We start from the raw sequence: 19,929 nt of genomic DNA on the forward strand, positions 1-19,929 counted from the left end.
CTTCTCGTCGCCCAGGGTACGTGCCGTCAGGGCGTCACATGTCCGGGGATGACGGAGCTGCGACGCGCCTCCCACTCCAGGAACCGCTCGGTCTCCGACAGCACGCTGCCAGCCAGCCAGGTGACCATCACGGCGTCGTCGACCAGGCCGAGGACGGCCAGGAAGAGCTCCGGCACCACGTCGATCGGCGACACCACGTACGCCGTCGCGGCGGCCATCATGGCCAGCCGCAGGCCGCCGTCGTACTCGCCCCGGGCGGTGGCCCGCATCATCCGGGGCAGCGCCAGCAGCCGCTCACCCAGCGACGGTCCGCCCCGTGCGCCGGCCGCCAGTGCCCGGGCCAGCGCGGTGAACGCCGCCGTCCGCTTCAACGTCTTCCCCATCGTCCGCCCCTCTCCGCTCGACCAGCATGCGCCCCGGGCGCAAGCCCGCCGGGCCGTCCGTCGGCGGCCCCGTCCAGGTGGTACCCAGAACGGTCACCTCCCAGCCACCTTCCGGCCGTCACGGGGAGAGCGGGTGTCGGGGCGGCGCGATACTGTCGGCTCATGGGGGACGCTGGTTCCGTCGCACCGGCTGGTTGGCAGCGCGCCCGGCGGATCGCCCGGATCGCGGCGGTCGGCACGGGCGCCACCGTGGCGGCCACGGTCGCCACCGGCGGGGTGCTGCTCGGGCAGGCCCGCCAGGCCCGGCGCACCATTCCGATGGCCGAGGCACCCCCGCCCCGCTGCGACGGCGTCTACGGTCCCAAGTTCCCCGGTCGGCCGCTCACCATGGTCATTCTCGGCGACTCCTCCGCCGCCGGTTACGGCGTGCACCGCCGCCGGGAGACCCCGGGCGCCCTGCTGGCCACCGGCCTCTCCCGCCGGCTGCACCGGCCGGTCCGGCTGCACCGGTTCGCCGTGGTCGGTTCCCTGTCGGCCGGGCTCAAGCCGCAGGTCGAGTCGGCGCTGGAGTGCGAGCCGGACGTCGCGGTGATCCTGATCGGCGGCAACGACGTCACCAACCGCACCCCGCCGGCGCTGGCGGTGCGCTATCTGGTCGACGCGGTCCGCGCGCTGCGCGCGGCCGGCTGCGAGGTGGTCGTCGGGACCTGTCCCGACCTGGGCGCGATCCGGCCGATCCAGCCGCCGCTGCGCTGGTTGGCCCGGCGTTGGAGCCGGCAGCTCGCCGCCGCCCAGACGGTGGCGGTGGTCGAGGCGGGCGGCTGGACGGTCTCCCTGGGCGACATGCTGGGTCCCCGGTTCGCCGCCGAGCCGGCCCGGATGTTCGCCTGGGACCGGTTCCACCCCTCCGCCGAGGGGTACGCGATGGCTGCCGCCGCGCTGCTGCCGACCGTGCTGTCGGCGCTCGGCACCGGAGCCGACCGCCGCCCGCCGCTGGTCCGGGGCGAAGGCGTACGGTCGCTGCCGGAGGCGGCCCACGAGGCGGCCCGGCACGCCGGCACCGAGGTCAGCGGCGTGCAGGTCCGGGGCCGGGACCGGGGGCCCGGTGGCCGCTGGGCGCAGCTGCGGCGGCGGGCCTTCTTCGGCGTCGGCGCGGTGCCGCAGTCCGGCTCCGCCGCCGACCCATCGACACTGGAGGAGCTGGCATGAGCGAGCGGACCGGCGGGCACCCCGCAGTCCGGGCCCGTGCCGGCGTCGACCGCCAGGGCGGCGGACGGCGTGCGCGGACGCAGGGCCGGCACGGGGAGGTGGCGTGATGGACGAACGCAGTGAGCTGGTGGCGCGAATCGGGCGGGCCGCGGCGCTCTCCCTGCTCGCCGGCACGGTGGGCGGGGCCGCCGTGCTCGCCGGCCAGGCCGTCGCCGCCCGCAACCGCCGGTACGCCCAACCGGAGCTGAGCCTCGCCCTGCGCGCCACGGTCGGGCGGGCGGGCGCCCCACCGCTGCGGCTGGTGCTGCTCGGTGACTCCTCCGCGCTCGGCGTGGGCGTCGAACGCTTCGACGAGACGGTCGGCGGGCAGCTCGCCCACCTCCTCGCCGAGGGGCCGACGGGCCGCCAGGTGCACCTGTCCAGCGTGGGGGTGGCCGGCTCCCGCGCCACCGACCTGGCCACCCAGGTGGCCCGGGCGCTGCTCGGCGAGCGGCCCGACGTGGCGTTGGTGCTGATCGGCGCCAACGACGCCACCGCGCTGGCCCGGCCGGCCGACGCCGCGGCCTACCTCGGCTCGGCGGTGCGCCGGCTGCGCGAGGCGCACGTCGAGGTGGTCGTCGGCACCTGTCCCGACCTGGGCGCGGTCCGCGCGGTGGCCGCCCCGCTGCGTCAGGTGCTCGGCTGGTCCGGGCGACGGGTGGCCCGCGCGCAGACGGCGGCCGTGCTGGACGCGGGCGGCAGCGTGGTCGACCTGGCCGCCGAGACCGGTCCGGTGTTCCGGGCCGACGCCGGCACGCTCTGCCACGACGGCTACCACCCCTCCGCCGACGGCTACCGGGTCTGGGCGCACGCCCTGCTGCCGGCCGTCGAGGCGGCGGCGACGGTCGCCTCCCGCCACCACTGACCGGCACCCGGCGGGCGTGACATTTCCCGCCGGGTGACCAGCTTCCGCCTCAAGTTACCCGCGGGTTAACGTTGGTTCATGCCGATTGAGTCGTCCCGCGACGCCGTCATCGTCGCCACCGCCCGGTCCCCCATCGGCCGCGCGTTCAAGGGTTCGCTGCGTGACGTCCGCCCGGACGACCTCGCCGCCACCATCGTCCAGGCCGCTCTGGGCAAGGTGCCCCAGCTCGACCCCACCGAGATCGACGATCTCTATCTGGGTTGCGGCCTGCCCGGCGGTGAGCAGGGCTTCAACATGGCCCGGGTGGTCACCACCCTGATGGGCCTGGACGGCGTATCGGGCGCCACCCTGACCCGCTACTGCGCGTCCTCGTTGCAGACCACCCGGATGGCGATGCACGCGATCCGGGCCGGCGAGGGTGACGTCTTCATCTCCGCCGGCGTGGAGATGGTCTCCCGCTACGCCCGGGGCAACTCCGACACCCTGCCGCCGGAGGCGCAGGCGCTGGTCGGTGGCGGCTGGGAGAACCCGCGCTTCGCCGAGGCCCGCGAGCGTTCGGCGGCCCGCGCCCAGGGCGGCGCCGAGGTGTGGACCGACCCGCGCGACGCCGGCCAGCTCCCGGACATCTACCTGACCATGGGGCAGACCGCCGAGAACCTGGCCCAGGTCTACGACGTCACCCGCGAGGACATGGACGCGTTCGGCGTCCGCAGCCAGAACCTCGCCGAGAAGGCGATCGCCGACGGCTTCTGGGCCCGGGAGATCACCCCGGTCACCACGCCGGACGGCACGGTGGTCAGCACCGACGACGGCCCGCGTGCCGGGGTCACCCTGGAGGCGGTCGCCGGCCTGAAGCCGGTCTTCCGGCCGGACGGCCGGATCACCGCCGGCAACTGCTGCCCGCTGAACGACGGCGCGGCCGCCGTGGTGATCATGAGTGCCCAGCGGGCGAAGGACCTCGGGCTCACCCCGCTGGCCCGGATCGTCTCCACCGGCGTCACCGCGCTCTCCCCGGAGATCATGGGCCTCGGCCCGGTCGAGGCGTCGAAGCAGGCGCTGAAGCGGGCCGGCATGACCGTCGACGACGTCGACCTGGTCGAGATCAACGAGGCGTTCGCCGCTCAGGTCATCCCCTCCTACCGGCAGCTCGGCATCCCGGAGGAGAAGGTGAACGTGATGGGTGGCGCGATCGCCGTCGGTCACCCGTTCGGCATGACCGGCGCCCGGATCACCGGCACGCTGCTCAACTCCCTGGAGTGGCACGACAAGACCATCGGTCTGGAGACCATGTGCGTCGGCGGCGGCCAGGGCATGGCGATGGTGCTGGAGCGGCTGAGCTGACCACCGGTTCGCCCGACACCGACCCGGGTACCGGTCCCCCATGGCGACGGTCGTGGAACGGGAGCGCACGTACTCCGGGGACGACGGGTTCCGGCTGCCGGACCTGACGGGGTGCGGTGGCGTCGCGACGACGTCCGACGCCACCACCCTCGACCTGGACGCCGTCTATCTGGACACGGCGGACCTGCGGCTGGCCCGCAGCGGCTTCGCGCTGCGCCGGCGCAGCGGGGGGCACGACGCGGGCTGGCACCTGAAGGTCGGTACGGCCGGCGGTGCCCGCACCGAGCACCAGTTCCCGGCCGGCCCCGACGACAGCGGTCCGCCGGCCGAACTGGTCGCGCTCTTCCGGGCCGCCGCCCGAGGTGGTGACGTCGCCCCGGCGGCGCGGATCACCACCCACCGCGTCGAGCGTCGGCTGCTCGACGAGCGGGGCCGGGTGCTGGCCGAGGTCGCCGAGGACACCGTCGAGGGGCGGGACCTGGTCACCGGCGACCGGCAGAGCTGGCACGAGATCGAGGTGGAGCTGGTCGACGGGGACGACGCGGTGCTCGACGCGGTCGAGGAGCGGCTGCTGGCGGCCGGCGCTCGACCCGTACCCGTCTCGAAGTCGCACCGGGCGCTCGCCGGACGGCTCGCGGCCGTGCGGGCCCCGGGCCGCGACGGCGCGGCGGCGCCCGTGCTGGCCTACGCCGCCGCCCAGCGCGACGTGCTGGTCATCCGCCATCCCGCCGCGCGGGGCGGCGACGAGGACGCCGTGCACGCCATGCGGGTCGCCGTCCGCCGGCTACGGGCCACCCTGCGGACCTTCCGGGGGCTGTGGGACCGCCCGGAGAGCGAGTCGGTGCGGGCGGAGCTGCGCGGGCTCGGCCGTCGGCTCGGGGCGGTCCGGGACAGCCAGGTGCTGGCCGCGCGACTCACCGGCGCCGTGCACGCCGAGCCGCCCGAGCTGGTGCTCGGCCCGGTCGCGGCGCGGCTCACCGCCCACTTCGCCGCCGACCTCGCCACCGCCGTCGACGGGCTGCGGGAGGCCCTCGACTCCGACCGCTGGATCGACCTGCTGCGCCGGCTGGACGCCCTGGTCGAGGAGCCACCGGCCCGCCCGGTCGGGCCGCGCTGGATCGACCGGCGGATCCGCCGCGCGCTGACCGGGGCCGACGACCGGCTGGACCGCGCCGACGGCGACGACGACGCGCTGCACGAGGCGCGCAAGGCGTACAAGAGCGCCCGGTACGCCGTCGAGGTGCGCCGGCCCGACGCCGGCCGCCCGGCCGCCACCCTGGTACGGCGGCTCAAGCAGCTCCAGGACCGGCTCGGCGGCCACCAGGACTCCGCGGTCGCCCGGGAGGTGCTGCGGCGGGAGGCGCTGCGCGCGTACGCCGACGGGGAGAACGCCTTCACCTACGGGCTGCTGCACGCGCGGGAGGCGGCCACCGCCGACCGGGACCTGCCGGCCGTGGCGCGGGCCCGGGACCGGGTCCGGCGGCGGAAGCTGCGGCGCTGGCTGCGGAGCTGACCGACTCAGAGCGCGTCGCGGGTGGCCCGCACCGCGCCGGCGGCCCGGGTCAGCACCGCGTCCGGCGGATCGGCGGCCACCAGGTCGGCCGCGACCACCCGGAGCTGGTCGGGCAGCGCCAGGTCGTTCGCCAACCGGGGTACGTCCCGACGCGGCTCACCCGCCACGTCGGCGGCCAGGTTGGCGACCTCCTGCACCAGCTTGTGCACCAGGTCCCCCCGGGACACGTTGCCGCCGGCGGCCACCGCCGCCCAGCGGGGCTGCTGCCAGTGCCCCACCTGACCGACCAGCAGGCCGACCGCCCGGTCCAGTTCCGCTGCGCTCATCGGGGCCGAGTCTAGGCGCTCACCGGCGCAGGTAGCCGAGCAGGCGCAGCAGCTGCCAGTACAGGAAGACCAGCCCGGCCAGCAGCCCGAACGCGCAGTACCAGGCGTACCGGCGGGGCAGGCCGGCCCGGACCGAGCGTTCCACCTGGTCGAAGTCGAGCACGAAGCTGAACGCCCCGGCGAGGATCGCCACCCCCGAGAAGACGTACGGCAGCCAGCCCACCTGGGCGGTCAGGCTGTAGACGGCCAACCCCTGCCGCCCGGTGGTCAGGTAGGCCACCAGGTTGACCAGGCCGAGCGCCACGATGCCGATCAGCGCCCCGGCGACCAGCCGGGCCAGCCGTGGGGTGGCCCGGACGACCCGCGCCCGGTAGAGCAGCGCCATGCCGAGGAAGACCCCGAACGTGCCGACCACGGCCTGCACCACGATCCCCGGATGGATCAGTTCGAAGGCCCGGCTGGCCACCCCGAGCAGCAGTCCCTGGAGCACCGCGTACCCGGCGATCAGGACCGGGTTGGTGGTGCCGCGCAGGGAGATGACCAGGGCCAGCGCCAGACCGGCCAGGGCGGTGCCGGCCAGCGCCGCGGAGATCCACACCGCCTGCGGCACCAGCACCCAGGCGACCGCCGCGGTGACTCCGGTGAGCAGCAGCAGACCGACGGTACGCAGCACCACGTCGTCGACGGTCATCGCCTCGACGGGCCCGCCCCCGAGGACCTGCCGCTCGGTCCGGCGCACGTCGTCGAGTCGGTCCAGCACCGGATTGGCACTCCGCACCCCGACCTCCTCACCGACGTACCCCTGCCCACTCTGCCCGGGACGGCCCGGCGGCGGCGGGAAAACGACGACGCCCGCCGCCGCGGTCGCGGAGGCGGGCGTCGCCGGGTGGGACGGGAGCGGTCAGTCGTCGCCCTGGAAGTAGCTGAGCAGGCGCAGCACCTCCAGGTAGAGCCAGACCAGACCGACCACGATGCCGAACGCGGCGGTCCAGGAGTAGCGCTGCGGGAGCCCCATCCGGACGCCGTCCTCGATCTCGGCGAAGTTGAGCACGAAGCTCAGCGAGGCGACCACGATGCAGACCAGGCTGAAGCCGATGGCCAGCGGGCTGCCGTCGCGCAGGTGGGTGTTGACCCCGAAGAGGGCCAGCACCAGGTTGATCAGCATGACCGCGAAGAGGCCGGCCATCACCGAGATCATGATCCGGGCGAACTTCGGGGTGGCCCGGATGACGCGCGCCTTGTAGAGCATCGCCATCAGGAAGAAGACACCGAAGGTGGCCACCACGGCCTGGAGCACGATGCCGTCGTAGAGGGTGTCGAAGGCCTTGCTGACCATGCCGACGAAGACGCCCTCGACGATCGAGTACGCCACGACGAGCGCCGGGTTGGCCATCCGGGAGAACGAGATGATCAGGCCGAGCACCAGGCCGACCATCGCGGCGCCGATCCAGGCGACGCCGACCAGGGCGTCCGGCACCAGCACCCAGGCGGCCGCGGCGGAGGCGCCGAGGATGCCCAGGAGCAGCACCGTCTTGACGACGACGTCGTCCAGGGTCATCGGGGTGACCGTGGGCGGGGCGGCCGGGTAACCGACCCCGGTGGGGTACTGCTGCTGGTACGGCGCGTACTGCTGGGGGTAACCGGGCTGTCCGTACGGCCCGGGCTGGGCGTACCCGGCCGCCCGCTCACGCTCGGCCGCCTGGCCGAGCCGGGCGAGCACCGGGTTCGTGGTCTTCACTGTTTCAGGCCTCCCTCAGGGGGTCGTCGCACGATGAACGTGCACCTTCAAGGGTAAACGGGCCCCCCGACGCGCGCCGCGCGCGAAGCTGTGGGAAAGCTGAGAGTCTCGGTGCCCGGGGCGGGTCTCGAACCCGCACGCCTTGCGGCAGCCGCTTTTAAGGCGGCCGTGTCTGCCGTTCCACCACCCGGGCGTCACACCGTGTCGACACGCGCGGTGCAGTGTCACCGTAACCGTTGCCCGGCGTCCCGGCGTACCCCGTGGGGGTCGCGCCACTAGGGTCGAGGCCGTGACCAGCGCAGCCCGTACCGCCCCCGGGCCCGACCCCGACCAGGTCGTCCGTCCGGCCGTCGCCGGCCCGTCCCGGCCGGCCCGGCTGCGGGCCACCGTCGTCCGGCACCGTACGGACCTGCTCGTCGCCCTCCTCTTCGTGCTCCTGGCCGGCTGGCTCACCCACGGCATGTGGCCCGCCCCGGCGCAGCGGATGCTGGCGCTCAACCCGGCCGACCAGACCCTCTACGAGTGGTTCCTCGCCGTGGACTCGCGCGCCCTGCTGGGCGACTTCGGCCTGCTCACCGACCGGCTGAACGCCCCCGACGGGGTCAACCTGATGACCAACACCACGGTCATCGCGCTGGGGGTGCTGTTCGCCCCGGTCACCCTGGCCGTCGGGGCGCCCGTGACGTTCGCGCTGCTGGTCGCGGGCAACCTCGCCGGCACGGCGATCGCCTGGTATCTGCTCCTCGCCCGGCTGCTGCGGGTCCGCCGGCTCGCCGCCGGACTGGGCGCGGCGCTCTGCGGCTTCGGGCCGGGCATGGTGTCGCAGAGCAACGCCCACCTGCACATGACCGCGCAGTGGCTGGTCCCGGTGATCGTCTGGCTGGTGGTCCGGCTGCTCCGGGCCGCCGACCCGGCCGGCCGCCCGGACGGGCCGGACCGCCGTCGGCTCACCACCTCGGCGGTCGGCCTGGCCGCCGCGGTCGTCGGCCAGGTCTTCGTCGGCGAGGAGGTGCTCTTCCTCACCGCGCTCACCCTGCTGGTCATGGCGATCGCGTACGGGGTGGCCGACCGGGCGCTGCTGCGCCGGGCGCTGCCCGCCTTCGCCGGTGGACTGCTGGTCGCCGCCGGCCTGGCGCTGCTGGTGCTGGCGTTCCCGCTCTGGTTCCAGTTCGCCGGGCCGCAGGGCGTCTCCGACGGGATGTTCAGCCCGCACTACTTCTCCGCCGACCTGAGCAGCTGGTGGACGATCTCCCCGCTGTCGGTGGTGGGCGGCGACGCCGCGTCCCGGCTCACCACCGGCCCGGCCGAGTACAACACCTTCCTCGGCTGGCCGCTGGTGCTGGTCACCGCGGCCTGCGCGGTCTGGCTGGGCCGGCGCGCGGTGGTGCTCGCCTGCGTCGCCGGGGCGGTGGTGATGGCCGGGTTCTCGCTCGGCCCCGAGGTGGTCCTCGGCGGCACCCGGACCGCCCTGCCCGGCCCGTACGCCCTGCTGGGTGGGCTGCCGGTGATCGACGGCGCGCTGCCGATGCGGTTCGGCCTGGCGGTGCTGCCGCTGACCGCCACCCTGCTCACCCTCGCCGTCGACCGGGCGCTGCGGGAGCCGGGGCGGGCCCGTCGGCTGGTGCCGCTGGGCGTCGCCGCCGCGCTGCTGAGCGTCTTCCCGTCACCGCTGCCCACCACCGACCGTCCGGCGGTGCCCGAGTTCATCACCGGCGGCCACTGGCGCGACTGCGTACGCCCCGGCGGGGTGCTGGTGCCGGTGCCGGTGGCCACCCCGAAGGACCCGTGGCCGATGGCCTGGGCGACCGCCGCCGACGCCGGGTTCGGCATGCCGGAGGGCTTCTTCATCGGCCCGTACGGGCGGAACGGCTCGGCGACCATGGGCACCTACAAGCGCCCCACCTCGGCCCTGCTCGCCGACGTCGCGAAGCGGGGCGTCGCGCCGGCCGTCGGGGACGTCCAGCGCCGGCAGGCCGCCCGGGACGTCCGGTTCTGGGGCGCGTCCTGCGTGGCCCTGACCGACGACGCCCCGCACGCGCAGACCCTGCGCGGCACCCTGGAGCAGCTCTTCGGCCCACCCACCCGGATCGCCGACGCCTGGACCTGGCGGGTCTGACGCGAGAGGGCCCCTCCTCCGACGAGAAGGGGCCCTCTGCTCAGCGCTGTCAGACGCGGGCGGCGCCGACCGGCTGGGAGGCCTCGACGAACTCCTCGCGCGGGTCGTGCAGCTGGCCCAGCGCGACCACCTCACGCTTGAGGAAGAACGCCAGCGTCCAGTCGACCACGACCCGGACCTTGCGGTTGAACGACGGGATCCGCGACATGTGGTACGTCCGGTGCATGAACCACGCCGGGTAGCCGGTCATCTTGACCCCGTAGACCTGGGCCACGCCCTTGTAGAGGCCGAGGCTGGCCACGCTGCCCGCGTGCTTGTGCTTGTAGTCGACCGGCTCGCGCCCGCGGATCACGTTCACGATGTTGTCGGCCATCCGGGCGGCCTGCCGCACCGCGTGCTGGGCGCTCGGCGAGCAGAAGTTGCCCGGCTCCTTGGTCAGGTCCGGCACCGCCGCGCAGTCACCAGCGCTCCAGGCACCCTCGACGACCCGGTCACCGTCGACCACCTGGAGGGTCGGCAGGCAGGTCACCCGCCGGCGCTCGTCGCGCGGGAAGTCGGTGGCGTCCAGCATCGGCGACGGCTTCACGCCAGCCGTCCAGACGATCGTGTCGGAACGGAAGGTGTCGCCGTCGGAGAGCTTGACCACCCCGTCGACGCAGGACTCGAGCCGGGTGTCCAGCCGGATGTCCATGTTCCGCTTGAGCAGCTGCTGCACCGTGTAGGCGCCCATGTCCCGGTCGACCTCGGGCAGCACCCGGTTGGTGGCCTCGACCAGCACCCAGCGCATGTCCTCCGGCTTCAGCTCCGGGTAGTAGCGCAGGGCGTCCCGGGCCATGTCCTCCATCTCGGCGAGCGCCTCGATGCCGGCGTAGCCACCGCCCACGAAGGTGAAGGTCAGCGCGCGGCTGCGGACCTCCGGGTCGGTCGTGGCGGCCGCCACGTCGAGCCGGTCCAGCACGTGGTTGCGCAGGAAGATGGCCTCACCGATGGTCTTGAACCCGATGCCCTGCTCGTGCAGGCCCGGGATCGGCAGGGTGCGGGAGACCGAGCCGGGAGCGACGACCACGTGGTCGTACGGAATCTCCCGGGCCGGGCCGCTGATCGGCTGCACCACGGCGGTCTTCCGGTCATGGTCGATCCGGGTCACCGTGCCGGCCACGACCTTGCACTTCCGCAACTCGCGCCGCAGCGGCACCACGGAGTGCCGGGGCGAGATGTTGCCGGCCGCCGCCTCGGGGAGGAACGGCTGATAGGTCATGTGCGGCTGCGGGTCGACGACGACGACCTCGGCCTCACGGGAGCTCAGCTTCTTGGACAGGCGCAGAGCAGCGTACAGGCCGACGTGCCCGGCACCCACGACAAGGATCCGCTTCGGGTTCACGTCATCTATCTTTCCCCGGGCGGCTCCGCTAACCCCTTCCGAGACCCCCATATGTGACTGAGCACAACCCCTGTGACCTGCGCAACGTCCCGCAGGCGTCCCGCTATCTGCGACGCAGCAACCAGCCCAGCAGGGCGCTGAGCGCCACCGCTACCACCAGTCCGGCCACCGTGACGGTCTGGAAACCCCGGTCGCCACCGAGCCGCCCGAGCGACGCCAGCAGGACACCGAGCACCGCGGCGGCGAGCACCACCGCGCCGGCCCGGGCCAACCAGCGGAGGATCAGGTCCGGGTCGACCATCGCGTCGTGGGGCAGCAGCGCCGCGAGGGCGCAGAGGGTGTGCGCGAGGTAGAGCAGGGTCGCCACGGCCAACAGCCGCCAGAGCGCCACCGGCCGGTCGAAACCGGCCTCCGCGACCAGCCAGCCACCGACCGTCACCAACGCCGCGAAGGTGGGCCACACCCGGCGCGGGCCGACGGCCGGCAGGACCGCCACCACCACCAGGGCGAGCAGCCCGCGCGGCTGCAACAGCTCCACGGGGTACGCCAGCAGCAGGCCGACCAGCACGGCGACGAAGATCCCGCACCGGACCAGCAGCGGGGCGAGACTGACCCGGGTCACCGCGTACCGCAGCGCCCGCACCCGCTCGTTCAGCCCGTCCAACAACTCCGTCACCGGGGCCCGCCTTCGTTCGCGACTGCGGGACTCCGCTCCGCTGCGTTCCTCGCGCTCACCGGACACCCACCCGGGGGGCGGTGGCCAGGCGGGCCACGTCCCGCAGCACCTGGTCGAGGCTGCCCGCGCCGGCCCAGCCGACCACCGGCACACCGTGCTCCCGGAGCTGGCCGATCATCGTGTCCCGGTCCAGCCGCCACAGCCGGTACGCCACCTCCGCCCAGCCCTTGTCCTTCGGGCCGGGCAGGTCGGCCGGGAGGGTGTCCACCGCCACCACGAACCGGCCACCCCGGGCCAGCCGGGCCAGCATCTGCGCGGAACGCTCGTCCAGCAGCGGGGTGAGCACCACCACCAGCGCGTCCGCCGAGAGCACCTGCGGGCCGAAAACCTGGTCGTACGGCTCGTGCGGGGAGGACTCGGCGTGCACGTCCAGCAGCCACTCCAGCACGGTCAGGTACTGCCGGCGGCCGGTGGCCGGGCGGAGCCGGCGGGCGGCCGGGCCGTATTCCAGCAGCGCCACCCGGTCGCCGCGGTGCAGGTAGTGCTCGGCGATCGCGGCGGCCGCCCGGACCGTGGTGTCCAGCACCGACGCCGCGCCGCCGATCCCGCCCGGCCGGCCGGCCTCGGCCAGCACGTCGAGCAGCACCACCACCTCGGCGTCCCGGTCGGAGAGCGTCGACGCCACGTGCAGCTGCTTGGCCCGCAGCGAGACCCGCCAGTCGATCCGGCGCAGCCGGTCGCCGGGGGCGAAGACGCGTACCCCGGCCAGCTCGCCGCCCTCCCCGGGCCGGCGGGAGCGGTGCGCGCCGACCAGCCCGGCCGCCCGGGGCATCGCCTCGACGGCCTCGAACGGCTCGGTGCGGGGATAGACCCGGACCCGGACCGGATCGGTGACCACCGCCCGCGACACCAGCAGCCCGTCGGCGGCGGCCACCCGGGCGCCGGCCGGACCCAGCGGGTGCCGCCCCCAGCGCAGCGCGGTGCCGGAGAGCGAAAGGTCGACGGCCGCGCCGGTCGGCACCGCCGTGACGAACGGCCGGTCGGCGCCCCCCGACCCGCGGACGTCCCGGCCGGCGCCGCCGAACTCCACCCGCTCCACCCGCAGCCACCGCGACACCCGGCTGCGCACCACCGCCACGTCGTACGAGACGGTGTCCGGGTTGCCGACGGTGACCGTGGCCGCCATCGGGCCGCCCTCCACCAGGTGCGTGTCGGAGGTGTCGATCTCCAGCAGCGGCGCGGCGGTCGGCCGCCGGCGCAGCGCGTACGCGGTGCCCAGCGCGAACGGCGCCGCCAGCACGACCAGGTCGACCCGGCCCAGCAGCACCGCCGCGATCAGCAGCAGCCCGGTGAGCAGCACCGCCCGGCCCAGCGCCCAGGTGGGTGCCCAGCCCGGCGCCGGCTCCGGCGCGTCACGGTCGGCCATCAGCGTCCCGGCCGGCCGGCCGCGTAGCTGGGCAGGGCGCCGCTGGCCGGGGCGGGCGTGGACTCCAGCACCTCGCCGACCACGAAGGACGGGTCGACCCGGCGCAGCCACATCTCGGGACGCAGCGTGATCCGGTGCGCCAGCGCGGGCACCGCCACCGCCTTGACGTCCTCCGGCACCACGTAGTCGCGGTTGGAGAGCACCGCCCGGACCCGGGACAGCAGCAGCAGCGCCAGCGAGCCCCGGGGCGACGCGCCGACCAGCGCGGACGGGTGCTCCCGGGTGGCCGCGGTCAGGGCGACGATGTAGCGGCCGATGGAGTCCTCGACCACCACGTCCTCCAGGGCGGCCTGCATGGTCCGCAGCGTGGCAGCGTCCACCACCGGCTTGATCTCGGCCTCCTCGCGGCGCCGCGCCATCCGTCGGCGCAGCACCTCCCACTCCTCGTCGGCGTCGGGATAGCCGAACGACACCCGGAGCAGGAACCGGTCGAGCTGCGCCTCCGGCAGCGGGTACGTCCCCTCGTACTCGATCGGGTTGGCGGTGGCGAGCACGTGGAACGGCTCGTCCAGCCGGTACGTCACACCCTCGACGGAGACCTGCTTCTCCTGCATCGCCTCCAGCAGCGCCGACTGGGTCTTCGGCGGCGTGCGGTTGATCTCGTCGGCGAGCAGCAGGTTGGTGAAGACCGGACCGGCGCGGAACGAGAAGTCGCCACTGCGCTGGTCGTAGAGGAAGGAGCCGGTGACGTCGGCGGGGAGCAGGTCGGGTGTGAACTGGAGCCGGCGGAAGTCCAGCCCGAGCGCCTGCGCGAAGGAGCGGGCGGTGAGCGTCTTGCCCAGCCCGGGCAGGTCCTCCAGCAGCACGTGCCCGCCGGCCAGGATGCCGGCGAGGACCAGCTCCAGGGACTCCCGCTTGCCGACCACGACCGTGCCGACCGCGTCCAGCACCGCCCGGGCGAGCCGGCCCACCTCGGCCGGGGGCATGCTCCGGTCCACGTCGTTCATCAGAGCTTCTCCAGTTCGGCGACGATCACCGCGAGGTCACGCGGCGACGGGGGGCGGCGGGGCGGCGTGTCGAGGAAGCTCCACAGCGGCTCCCCCAGCAGGGTGCGGGCGCGCGCCGGGTCGGACTCCCGGGTGATCCCGTGCCGCTGGCGCAGCCGCTCGTCGGCCAGTTCACCGATCCGGGGCAGCACCCGCTCGGTGAACCGCTCCCGGTTGCCGGCGCACCGGTCCAGCGGGCGTTCCCACCCGTTGATCGCGGCGCGCAGCGCGTCCCGGGCCGACCAGTTCCAGGCGCCCGGCTCCTCACCGGCCGGCGCCCGGCCGCCCGCCCGCGGTGGGGGCGGCGGAGCGAGCGCGCGGGTGACCCGCCGGACGGCGAGCACCGCGAGCACCGCGGCCACGATGATCCAGATCGAGAGCTTCAGGCCGACCGCGCGCAGGCCGACGATCAGCACCACGACCACCGCCGCGGTGACCGCGAGGGTACGCAGCACCGCCCGCAGCCGCCCGCCCCGGGACTCGGCGGCCGGCCCGGCGGGCTCCTCCTCGAACGAGAGCAGGTCCTCGATGCTCGTGCTCATGACGGCACCTCGGCGGCGGAGCCGGTGGCCAGCGCGGTGAGTTCGCCGCGCAACCGGCGCAGGGCGGCCCGGGCCTGGTCGCGCATCCGCTCGTCGACGGTGTGCGTGGCGTACCGGGCCTCGCGGTAGACGTGGGCGAAGCCGTCCAGCACGTCGGCGCTGGCGATCGCCGGGACACCGGCCACCGGGTCACCCCGCAGCAGGCGGCTGACCAGGTCGGTCGGGGTGTCCCCGGCGAGCCGCGGCACGCCGGCCTCCTCGGCCGCCTCCTCCAGCCGCACCCAGCAGGCGATCACCGCGGTACGCGGGTCGGTGGACCGGTCGTCCAGCTCGACCAGGCCGGCGTCGAGGGCCGCCACCACCTCCCGGGCGGTGCCCTCGGCGCTCCGCCGGGCCCGCGCGACGGGGACCGCCCGGGTGGTGCGGCGCAGCGCTCCGGTGACCAGTGTCCAGACCAGATAGCCGATCGCCAGCAGGATCGCGAGGGCGAGCAGCACCAGGACCGCGTCGAGGATCCAGTGCGGGATGTGCGCCTGGGTGGCCTCCGCACCGTCGCGCGGCTCGACCGGGATCGACGGGGCGGGCTCGGCGGAGGGGTACTCCGGCACGTACGGGATGCTGTCGCTGGCGGGCGGGATCCGGCTGGCGCCGAGCGAGGAGTGCCCGGCGGCGGACGCGGCGACGGCCAGCAGCGCGGTCACCGCACCGAGCGGCCACCATCGCCGCAGCACGCCGAGGTCCATCCCACCGCCCCACGCATCGTCAGTCCACCCCGGCGAGCTGCTTCGCCCGGGCGAACACGTCGTCCAACATCGCTGGTGTCAGCCGCCCGGTGAAGGTGTTCTGCTGGCTGACGTGATAGCAGCCGAGCAGGTCCGGGCCGGACATGCCGGACCAGTGTGCCCCATGACCGAACTTCGGGCTGGCCCCGGGCGGGCGGACGCCGTACACGTCGCGCAGCACCGGCCACCACGCGGCCCAGGCAAAGGCACCCAGCGCGACCACGACGCGCAGGGTGGGCCGGATCAACGCGACCTCCCGGTGCAGCCACGGCGCGCAGGTGTCGCGCTCGCCCGGGGTGGGCTTGTTGTCGGGCGGCGCGCAGCGGACGGCGGAGAAGATGCGGATGTCCCGCAGGGCCAGGCCGTCGTCGGCGGCGACGCTGGTCGGCTGGTTCGCCAGGCCGGCCCGGTGCAGGGCGGCGAAGAGCACGTCGCCGGAGCGGTCACCGGTGAAGATCCGGCCGGTGCGGTTGCCGCCGTGCGCGGCCGGGGCCAGCCCGAGGATCGCGATGGGGGCGTCGGCGGGCCCGAAACCGGGCACCGGCCGACCCCAGTAGTCCTGGTCGCGGAAGGCGGCCCGCTTCGTGCGGGCCACCTCCTCCCGCCACCGGACCAGCCGGGGGCAGGCGAAACAGTCGCTCACGGCGCCGTCGAGGTCGGGCAGGTCGGTCGCCCGCGCGGCGCGGGCGACCACCTCCTCCGGCGTACGCGGCTCAACCAAGCTTGGCCCGGAACAGTTCCAGGGTGCGGGCCCAGGCGCTGGCGGCGGCGCGCTGGTCGAACTTCTCCGGCCGGTCCTCGTTGAAGAACGCGTGGGAGGTGCCCGGGTAGTCGTACGTCTGGCAGGTGCCGCCGGCCGCCTCGATGGCCCGGCGGGCGGCCTGCACACCGTCGGCGGACGAGAGACCGTCCTCTTCGGAGCAGTGGATGAGCGCGGCCTTGCCGGCGTAGTCCGCCCACTCGGTGCTCATGCCCTCCCAGGGCAGCCGGGGATAGAAACCGGCGGCGGCCACGATCCGCTCGGAGCGGGTGGCCGACCAGAGGGCCAGACTGGCGCCCGCGCAGAAGCCGGCGCAGCCGACCTTGCCGGTGACCTCGGGGCGGTCGGCGAGGTATTCGGCGGCGGCGGCGATGTCGGTGGCCGCCTCGTCCATCTGCGGCCCGTTCAGCATCTGCCGGGGCTCCGTCGGCCGGCTGGCCGGCCCGCCACGCCGGAAGTCCGGGGCGAGGGCGACGAACCCGGCCTCCGCGAAGCGGTCCACGACGGCCCGGACGTGGGGTACGAGACCCCACCAGTCCTGGATGACGATGACCGCCGGGCTGGCCGCACCGCCGGAGGGTATCGCGAGATACCCCTCGCCCGTCCCCTCGTTGCCGGTGAAGCTCACCATCTCGCCCATGGGCCCGTCCTCCTAGCGGTCAGTCATCGTTGGCTGGTCGCCCAGTGGTCCTACGTGCCGGTAGCCTGCCACGCCGTGAGCGCACCGGGGAAGATGCGAGAACAGTGGCATTCGCCTCCTGTTCACCCCCCGGCCGCGCCCCGGTACGCCGACGGCGGCGCGGACCACCTCCGCGCCGCCGTCGTCGTTCCGTACGGGCCGGCTCAGGCCTTCTTGGTCAGGCAGAGCAGGTAGAACTTGTCGCCGTTGCGCTGCGGGCCGGAGAAGACGTAGCCGTCGTCGCCCTCCTTGAAGTACCGGGTGCACGCGTCACCGGTCTTGGTCTGCGCCGCGGTCTGGTCGTTGACCCGGCCGACCACTGTGTACACGGCGTCGGTGGAGGTGCACTTGACGACCTTGGCGTCGTCGGCGTCCTCCTGCTTGTCGCCGGTCACCTCGGGCAGCTGCGCGAGGCAGTCGCCGACCTTCGCCTGAACGGTGTCGTCCCGGTTCTGGTAGAGCTTCAGGCCCGCCTTGAGGCCACCCACGACGAGGACGGCGAGGATGATGCCGAGGATGCCGAGCACCTTGCGGCCGCGGGACTTCTTCGGCTCCACCGGGGCGGCCGGCTCGGGCTGGCCGGGGTACGGCGCGGAGGGGGGTGCGACCTGCTCTGACACTGGTGTTCCTTCCGAGGGGTTGCTGAGCAGACGACACCGTAACGATCATGATCGCCCCAGTCCCTCATCCGTTCAGCCAGTTCCCAGGTTCGTCCCCCGAAGCAGGTCATCGGCCCGACACGCACCGCTCAACCGGTCACGCTGGGTGCCGAACCGGGGCCGGCCGGTGGCGCAGGCGAGGCGGGCATCGGCGGGGTGGAGGTCGCCGGGGCGGACGTCGGCACCGGGGCGACTGTCGGCGAGGCGGACGTCGGCACCGGGGCGGTGGCCGGCGGCCGGGGGAGGAACGGTGCCTGCTCCGGGCAGTACGGGTAACCGCGCCGCATCGGGTCGTCGTCCGGCCGGAGCGGGTCGGGGCAGGCAGGGTAGCCCAGCCGGATCGGGGTGCCGTTCTGGTCGAAGAGGCGGGCGTCGCGCACCAGCCGCCCCTCGCCGTCATAGACGTAGACGTCCTGGATGGCGTCGTACGGGTTGCCGACCGAGACCTCGCGGTAGCCGAAGTCGTCCGAGCCGGCGCGCTGGTCCACGGCGACCAGGACGACGAAGCCGAAGAGCAGCAGCGCGGCGGTGCCGAGCCGCAGCAGCCGGCGCGGCCAGCCCCGCAGCGCGCCGGAACGGTGACCGAGCCAGATCGAGGCGAGCACTCCCGCGGCGAGCAGGAAGAGCCCCGCCACCGGGTTGCCCCCGAGCCGGGGCAGCAGGCCGGACGGCTCACCGAGCAGGGCGGCGACCAGCAGGGCGGCCAGCCAGCCGCGCAGCACCCACCACGCGGGGCGGAGCAGTCGGAGGAACTCGCCGGCCGAGGCGTACCCCAGCACCGGACCGAGCCGGGTGTCGAGGGCGTGCAGCCGGGGACCGTAGCGGGCCCGCAGGGCGGCGAGCCGCCGGTCCAGGCGCGGGCCACTGACGGGTACGTCCGCGCCGGCCGCCGCACGCAGCTCGGCCGCGTACGCCTCGGGCTCGCCGAGCCGGTGGACCAGCGAGCCGTCCGTCTCGGCGGCCACCTCGGCCAGGTGCTCCGGCAGGTCCTCGGTCAACTCGTCGCGGACGGCGGGCGACAGGTCGGCCAGCGCGGCCCGCACCCGGTCGACGTAGTCCGCGATCTCCTGCCCAGTGACGGTCATGCCGCCATCCCCCGATCGTCGAGCAGTGCGTCCATGGTGGTGGCGAACGAGCGCCAGGTCTTGCCGGAGCGGGTGAGCTGGTCCCGACCGGCGGCGTTGAGCGCGTAGTACTTCCGGTGCGGGCCGGACTCGCTCGGCACCACGTACGTGGTGAGCAGGCCGGCGGCGAAGAGCCGGCGCAGGGTGCCGTAGACGGAGGCGTCGCCGACCTCCTCCAGGCCGGCCTCGCGCAGCCGGCGCAGGATGTCGTACCCGTAGCCGTCCTCCTCGCGGAGCACGGCGAGGACGGCGAGGTCGAGCACGCCCTTCAACAGCTGTGTGGTATCCACGCATCGCACACTACTGCGTATTGCGAAGTACCGTCAACAACGCGATACCGGGCATCAGCGGGATCGGAGGGCGGACGCCGCCTCGCGTCAGGCCAGCGACCAGGCGATGCCGTCGAGGATGTCGTGCTCGGAGGCGACCACCGAGGACATCCCGGCGCGCTCCATGATGACGCGGAGCACCAGCGCGCCCGCGCCGATCACGTCGGCCCGGCCGGGGTGCATCACGGGAATGGCCAGGCGCTGCTCGCGGGTCTTCGCCAGCAGGTCCGCGGTCACGTCGCCGACCTGCTGGTACGGGACCCGGGCGTGGTGGATGCGCGCCGGGTCGTACCCGGTCAGGCCCTGGGCGATGGCGACCACGGTGGTGACGGACCCGGCGAGCCCGACCAGCGTGCCGGCCCCGCGCCCCGGGACGGCCGCCAGCGCCCGGTCCACCGCGACCGCGATGTCGGCCTGCGCGGCGGCGATCTCGTCGAGGCCCGGCGGGTCGCCGTGCAGGTGCCGCTCGGTCATCCGGACGCAGCCGATGTCCACGGAGATGGCGGCGTCGACGCCGCCGTCCCGGGTGCCGACGACGAACTCGGTGGAGCCGCCGCCGATGTCGACCACCAGGTAGGGCGGCTCGGCGCCGGCGGGGAGGCCGCGCACGGCGCCGGTGAAGGAGAGCCGCGCCTCCTCGTCGCCGGTCACCACCTCGGGCGCCACCCCGAGGGTCTGCTCGACCATGGCCCGGAAGTCGCCCGCGTTGGAGGCGTCCCGGGACGCCGAGGTGGCGCACATCCGCACCCGCTCGGCACCCAACTTCTCGATCTCGGCGGCGTACTCCGTGAGGGCCACCCGGGTGCGCTCGATCGCCTCGGGGGCGAGCCGGCCGGTCCGGTCGACGCCCTGACCGAGCCGGACGATCTCCATCCGGCGGCTCAGGTCGACCAGCGGTGCCTCCGGCCCGGCAGCGGCGTCGGGCAGGTCGGCAACCAGCAGCCGGATGGAGTTGGTCCCGCAGTCGATGGCGGCCACACGCGTCGTCACGGCAG

The 19,929-nt window shown here is 74.6% G+C and carries 21 protein-coding genes and 1 tRNA gene; 5 read left to right on the top strand and 17 right to left on the bottom strand.

Features of this window, described 5'->3' with window-relative positions:
* Positions 1-26 precede the first annotated feature (26 nt).
* Positions 27-383, bottom strand: a complete 357-nt coding sequence (locus tag ABUL08_RS18900; protein ID WP_350931243.1) for a YkvA family protein — start codon at positions 381-383, stop codon at positions 27-29.
* Positions 384-545: 162 nt separating this feature from the next.
* Between ABUL08_RS18900 and ABUL08_RS18905 the strand changes: the two genes are divergently transcribed.
* From ABUL08_RS18905 to ABUL08_RS18920, 4 genes are all read left to right on the top strand, one after another.
* The gene (locus ABUL08_RS18905) at positions 546-1,592 is read left to right on the top strand and encodes an SGNH/GDSL hydrolase family protein (RefSeq protein WP_350931244.1); all 1,047 of its coding nucleotides are present in this window, start codon (positions 546-548) and stop codon (positions 1,590-1,592) included.
* Between the two features lie 106 nt (positions 1,593-1,698).
* Positions 1,699-2,496 carry an SGNH/GDSL hydrolase family protein gene (locus ABUL08_RS18910; protein WP_350931246.1) on the top strand — a complete coding sequence of 266 codons (798 nt, stop codon included), beginning with the start codon at positions 1,699-1,701 and terminating at the stop codon, positions 2,494-2,496.
* 78 nt (positions 2,497-2,574) lie between these two features.
* Complete coding sequence (locus tag ABUL08_RS18915; protein ID WP_350931247.1) at positions 2,575-3,837, top strand: acetyl-CoA C-acetyltransferase; 1,263 nt, start codon at positions 2,575-2,577, stop codon at positions 3,835-3,837.
* A 40-nt stretch (positions 3,838-3,877) separates the two neighbouring features.
* Positions 3,878-5,350: a CYTH and CHAD domain-containing protein gene (locus ABUL08_RS18920; protein WP_350931248.1), complete on the top strand. Its 1,473-nt coding sequence runs from the start codon at positions 3,878-3,880 to the stop codon at positions 5,348-5,350.
* A gap of 5 nt (positions 5,351-5,355) precedes the next feature.
* Here ABUL08_RS18920 and ABUL08_RS18925 read toward each other — a convergent pair whose 3' ends face one another.
* From ABUL08_RS18925 to ABUL08_RS18940, 4 genes are all read right to left on the bottom strand, one after another.
* Positions 5,356-5,676 (bottom strand): hypothetical protein, encoded by a 321-nt coding sequence (locus tag ABUL08_RS18925; RefSeq protein ID WP_350931249.1) that lies wholly within the window; start codon positions 5,674-5,676, stop codon positions 5,356-5,358.
* Positions 5,677-5,695: 19 nt separating this feature from the next.
* The gene (locus tag ABUL08_RS18930; protein ID WP_350931250.1) at positions 5,696-6,454 is read right to left on the bottom strand and encodes a Bax inhibitor-1/YccA family protein; all 759 of its coding nucleotides are present in this window, start codon (positions 6,452-6,454) and stop codon (positions 5,696-5,698) included.
* Positions 6,455-6,577: 123 nt separating this feature from the next.
* Entirely contained in the window at positions 6,578-7,414 is an 837-nt protein-coding gene (locus ABUL08_RS18935) for a Bax inhibitor-1/YccA family protein (RefSeq protein ID WP_350931251.1), read from the bottom strand.
* Positions 7,415-7,526: 112 nt separating this feature from the next.
* Positions 7,527-7,607: transfer RNA gene (locus tag ABUL08_RS18940), tRNA-Leu, on the bottom strand.
* A 96-nt stretch (positions 7,608-7,703) separates the two neighbouring features.
* On the opposite strand from ABUL08_RS18940, the gene ABUL08_RS18945 reads away from it, so the two are divergent.
* Positions 7,704-9,530, top strand: coding sequence for a hypothetical protein (locus ABUL08_RS18945; RefSeq protein ID WP_350931252.1), 1,827 nt, complete (start codon positions 7,704-7,706; stop codon positions 9,528-9,530).
* A gap of 49 nt (positions 9,531-9,579) precedes the next feature.
* Here ABUL08_RS18945 and ABUL08_RS18950 read toward each other — a convergent pair whose 3' ends face one another.
* From ABUL08_RS18950 to ABUL08_RS19005, 12 genes are all read right to left on the bottom strand, one after another.
* A complete protein-coding gene (locus tag ABUL08_RS18950) occupies positions 9,580-10,911 on the bottom strand; it encodes an NAD(P)/FAD-dependent oxidoreductase (protein WP_350931254.1) in 1,332 nt (443 codons plus the stop codon).
* A 103-nt stretch (positions 10,912-11,014) separates the two neighbouring features.
* Positions 11,015-11,575, bottom strand: coding sequence for a hypothetical protein (locus tag ABUL08_RS18955; protein WP_377522545.1), 561 nt, complete (start codon positions 11,573-11,575; stop codon positions 11,015-11,017).
* Between the two features lie 67 nt (positions 11,576-11,642).
* Positions 11,643-13,013 (bottom strand): DUF58 domain-containing protein, encoded by a 1,371-nt coding sequence (locus ABUL08_RS18960; RefSeq protein WP_350931255.1) that lies wholly within the window; start codon positions 13,011-13,013, stop codon positions 11,643-11,645.
* Positions 13,013-14,020, bottom strand: coding sequence for an AAA family ATPase (locus tag ABUL08_RS18965; protein ID WP_350931256.1), 1,008 nt, complete (start codon positions 14,018-14,020; stop codon positions 13,013-13,015). The genes ABUL08_RS18960 and ABUL08_RS18965 overlap by 1 nt, the downstream gene beginning before the upstream one ends.
* A complete protein-coding gene (locus tag ABUL08_RS18970) occupies positions 14,020-14,601 on the bottom strand; it encodes a hypothetical protein (protein ID WP_350931257.1) in 582 nt (193 codons plus the stop codon). Before ABUL08_RS18970 ends, ABUL08_RS18965 begins: the two co-directional genes overlap by 1 nt.
* Positions 14,598-15,344 carry a DUF4129 domain-containing protein gene (locus tag ABUL08_RS18975; protein WP_350931258.1) on the bottom strand — a complete coding sequence of 249 codons (747 nt, stop codon included), beginning with the start codon at positions 15,342-15,344 and terminating at the stop codon, positions 14,598-14,600. Before ABUL08_RS18975 ends, ABUL08_RS18970 begins: the two co-directional genes overlap by 4 nt.
* A gap of 19 nt (positions 15,345-15,363) precedes the next feature.
* Positions 15,364-16,077 carry a uracil-DNA glycosylase gene (locus ABUL08_RS18980; RefSeq protein ID WP_350938710.1) on the bottom strand — a complete coding sequence of 238 codons (714 nt, stop codon included), beginning with the start codon at positions 16,075-16,077 and terminating at the stop codon, positions 15,364-15,366.
* Between the two features lie 19 nt (positions 16,078-16,096).
* Entirely contained in the window at positions 16,097-16,783 is a 687-nt protein-coding gene (locus ABUL08_RS18985) for a dienelactone hydrolase family protein (protein WP_350931259.1), read from the bottom strand.
* A 203-nt stretch (positions 16,784-16,986) separates the two neighbouring features.
* The gene (locus ABUL08_RS18990) at positions 16,987-17,442 is read right to left on the bottom strand and encodes an LppU/SCO3897 family protein (protein ID WP_350931260.1); all 456 of its coding nucleotides are present in this window, start codon (positions 17,440-17,442) and stop codon (positions 16,987-16,989) included.
* 128 nt (positions 17,443-17,570) lie between these two features.
* Positions 17,571-18,566 (bottom strand): HAAS signaling domain-containing protein, encoded by a 996-nt coding sequence (locus ABUL08_RS18995; RefSeq protein WP_350931261.1) that lies wholly within the window; start codon positions 18,564-18,566, stop codon positions 17,571-17,573.
* Positions 18,563-18,895 (bottom strand): PadR family transcriptional regulator, encoded by a 333-nt coding sequence (locus ABUL08_RS19000; RefSeq protein WP_350931262.1) that lies wholly within the window; start codon positions 18,893-18,895, stop codon positions 18,563-18,565. The genes ABUL08_RS18995 and ABUL08_RS19000 overlap by 4 nt, the downstream gene beginning before the upstream one ends.
* 87 nt (positions 18,896-18,982) lie before the next feature.
* A complete protein-coding gene (locus ABUL08_RS19005) occupies positions 18,983-19,912 on the bottom strand; it encodes a Ppx/GppA phosphatase family protein (protein WP_350938712.1) in 930 nt (309 codons plus the stop codon).
* Between the last annotated feature and the right edge of the window lie 17 nt (positions 19,913-19,929).

The organism is Micromonospora sp. CCTCC AA 2012012, from assembly GCF_040499845.1.
In the GTDB taxonomy this organism is placed as follows: Bacteria; Actinomycetota; Actinomycetes; order Mycobacteriales; family Micromonosporaceae; genus Micromonospora; species Micromonospora mangrovi.

What these genes read in the sequence shown, in the direction of transcription:
- ABUL08_RS18910 (WP_350931246.1), top strand. Translation starts at nt 1,699, where the DNA reads ATGGACGAACGCAGTGAGCTGGTGGCGCGAATCGGGCGGGCCGCGGCG.
- ABUL08_RS18960 (WP_350931255.1), bottom strand. Translation starts at nt 13,013, where the DNA reads ATGGCCGACCGTGACGCGCCGGAGCCGGCGCCGGGCTGGGCACCCACC.
- ABUL08_RS18900 (WP_350931243.1), bottom strand. Translation starts at nt 383, where the DNA reads ATGGGGAAGACGTTGAAGCGGACGGCGGCGTTCACCGCGCTGGCCCGG.
- ABUL08_RS18995 (WP_350931261.1), bottom strand. Translation starts at nt 18,566, where the DNA reads ATGACCGTCACTGGGCAGGAGATCGCGGACTACGTCGACCGGGTGCGG.
- ABUL08_RS18985 (WP_350931259.1), bottom strand. Translation starts at nt 16,783, where the DNA reads ATGGGCGAGATGGTGAGCTTCACCGGCAACGAGGGGACGGGCGAGGGG.
- ABUL08_RS18925 (WP_350931249.1), bottom strand. Translation starts at nt 5,676, where the DNA reads ATGAGCGCAGCGGAACTGGACCGGGCGGTCGGCCTGCTGGTCGGTCAG.
- ABUL08_RS18920 (WP_350931248.1), top strand. Translation starts at nt 3,878, where the DNA reads ATGGCGACGGTCGTGGAACGGGAGCGCACGTACTCCGGGGACGACGGG.
- ABUL08_RS18915 (WP_350931247.1), top strand. Translation starts at nt 2,575, where the DNA reads ATGCCGATTGAGTCGTCCCGCGACGCCGTCATCGTCGCCACCGCCCGG.
- ABUL08_RS18965 (WP_350931256.1), bottom strand. Translation starts at nt 14,020, where the DNA reads ATGAACGACGTGGACCGGAGCATGCCCCCGGCCGAGGTGGGCCGGCTC.
- ABUL08_RS18970 (WP_350931257.1), bottom strand. Translation starts at nt 14,601, where the DNA reads ATGAGCACGAGCATCGAGGACCTGCTCTCGTTCGAGGAGGAGCCCGCC.
- ABUL08_RS18905 (WP_350931244.1), top strand. Translation starts at nt 546, where the DNA reads ATGGGGGACGCTGGTTCCGTCGCACCGGCTGGTTGGCAGCGCGCCCGG.
- ABUL08_RS18975 (WP_350931258.1), bottom strand. Translation starts at nt 15,344, where the DNA reads ATGGACCTCGGCGTGCTGCGGCGATGGTGGCCGCTCGGTGCGGTGACC.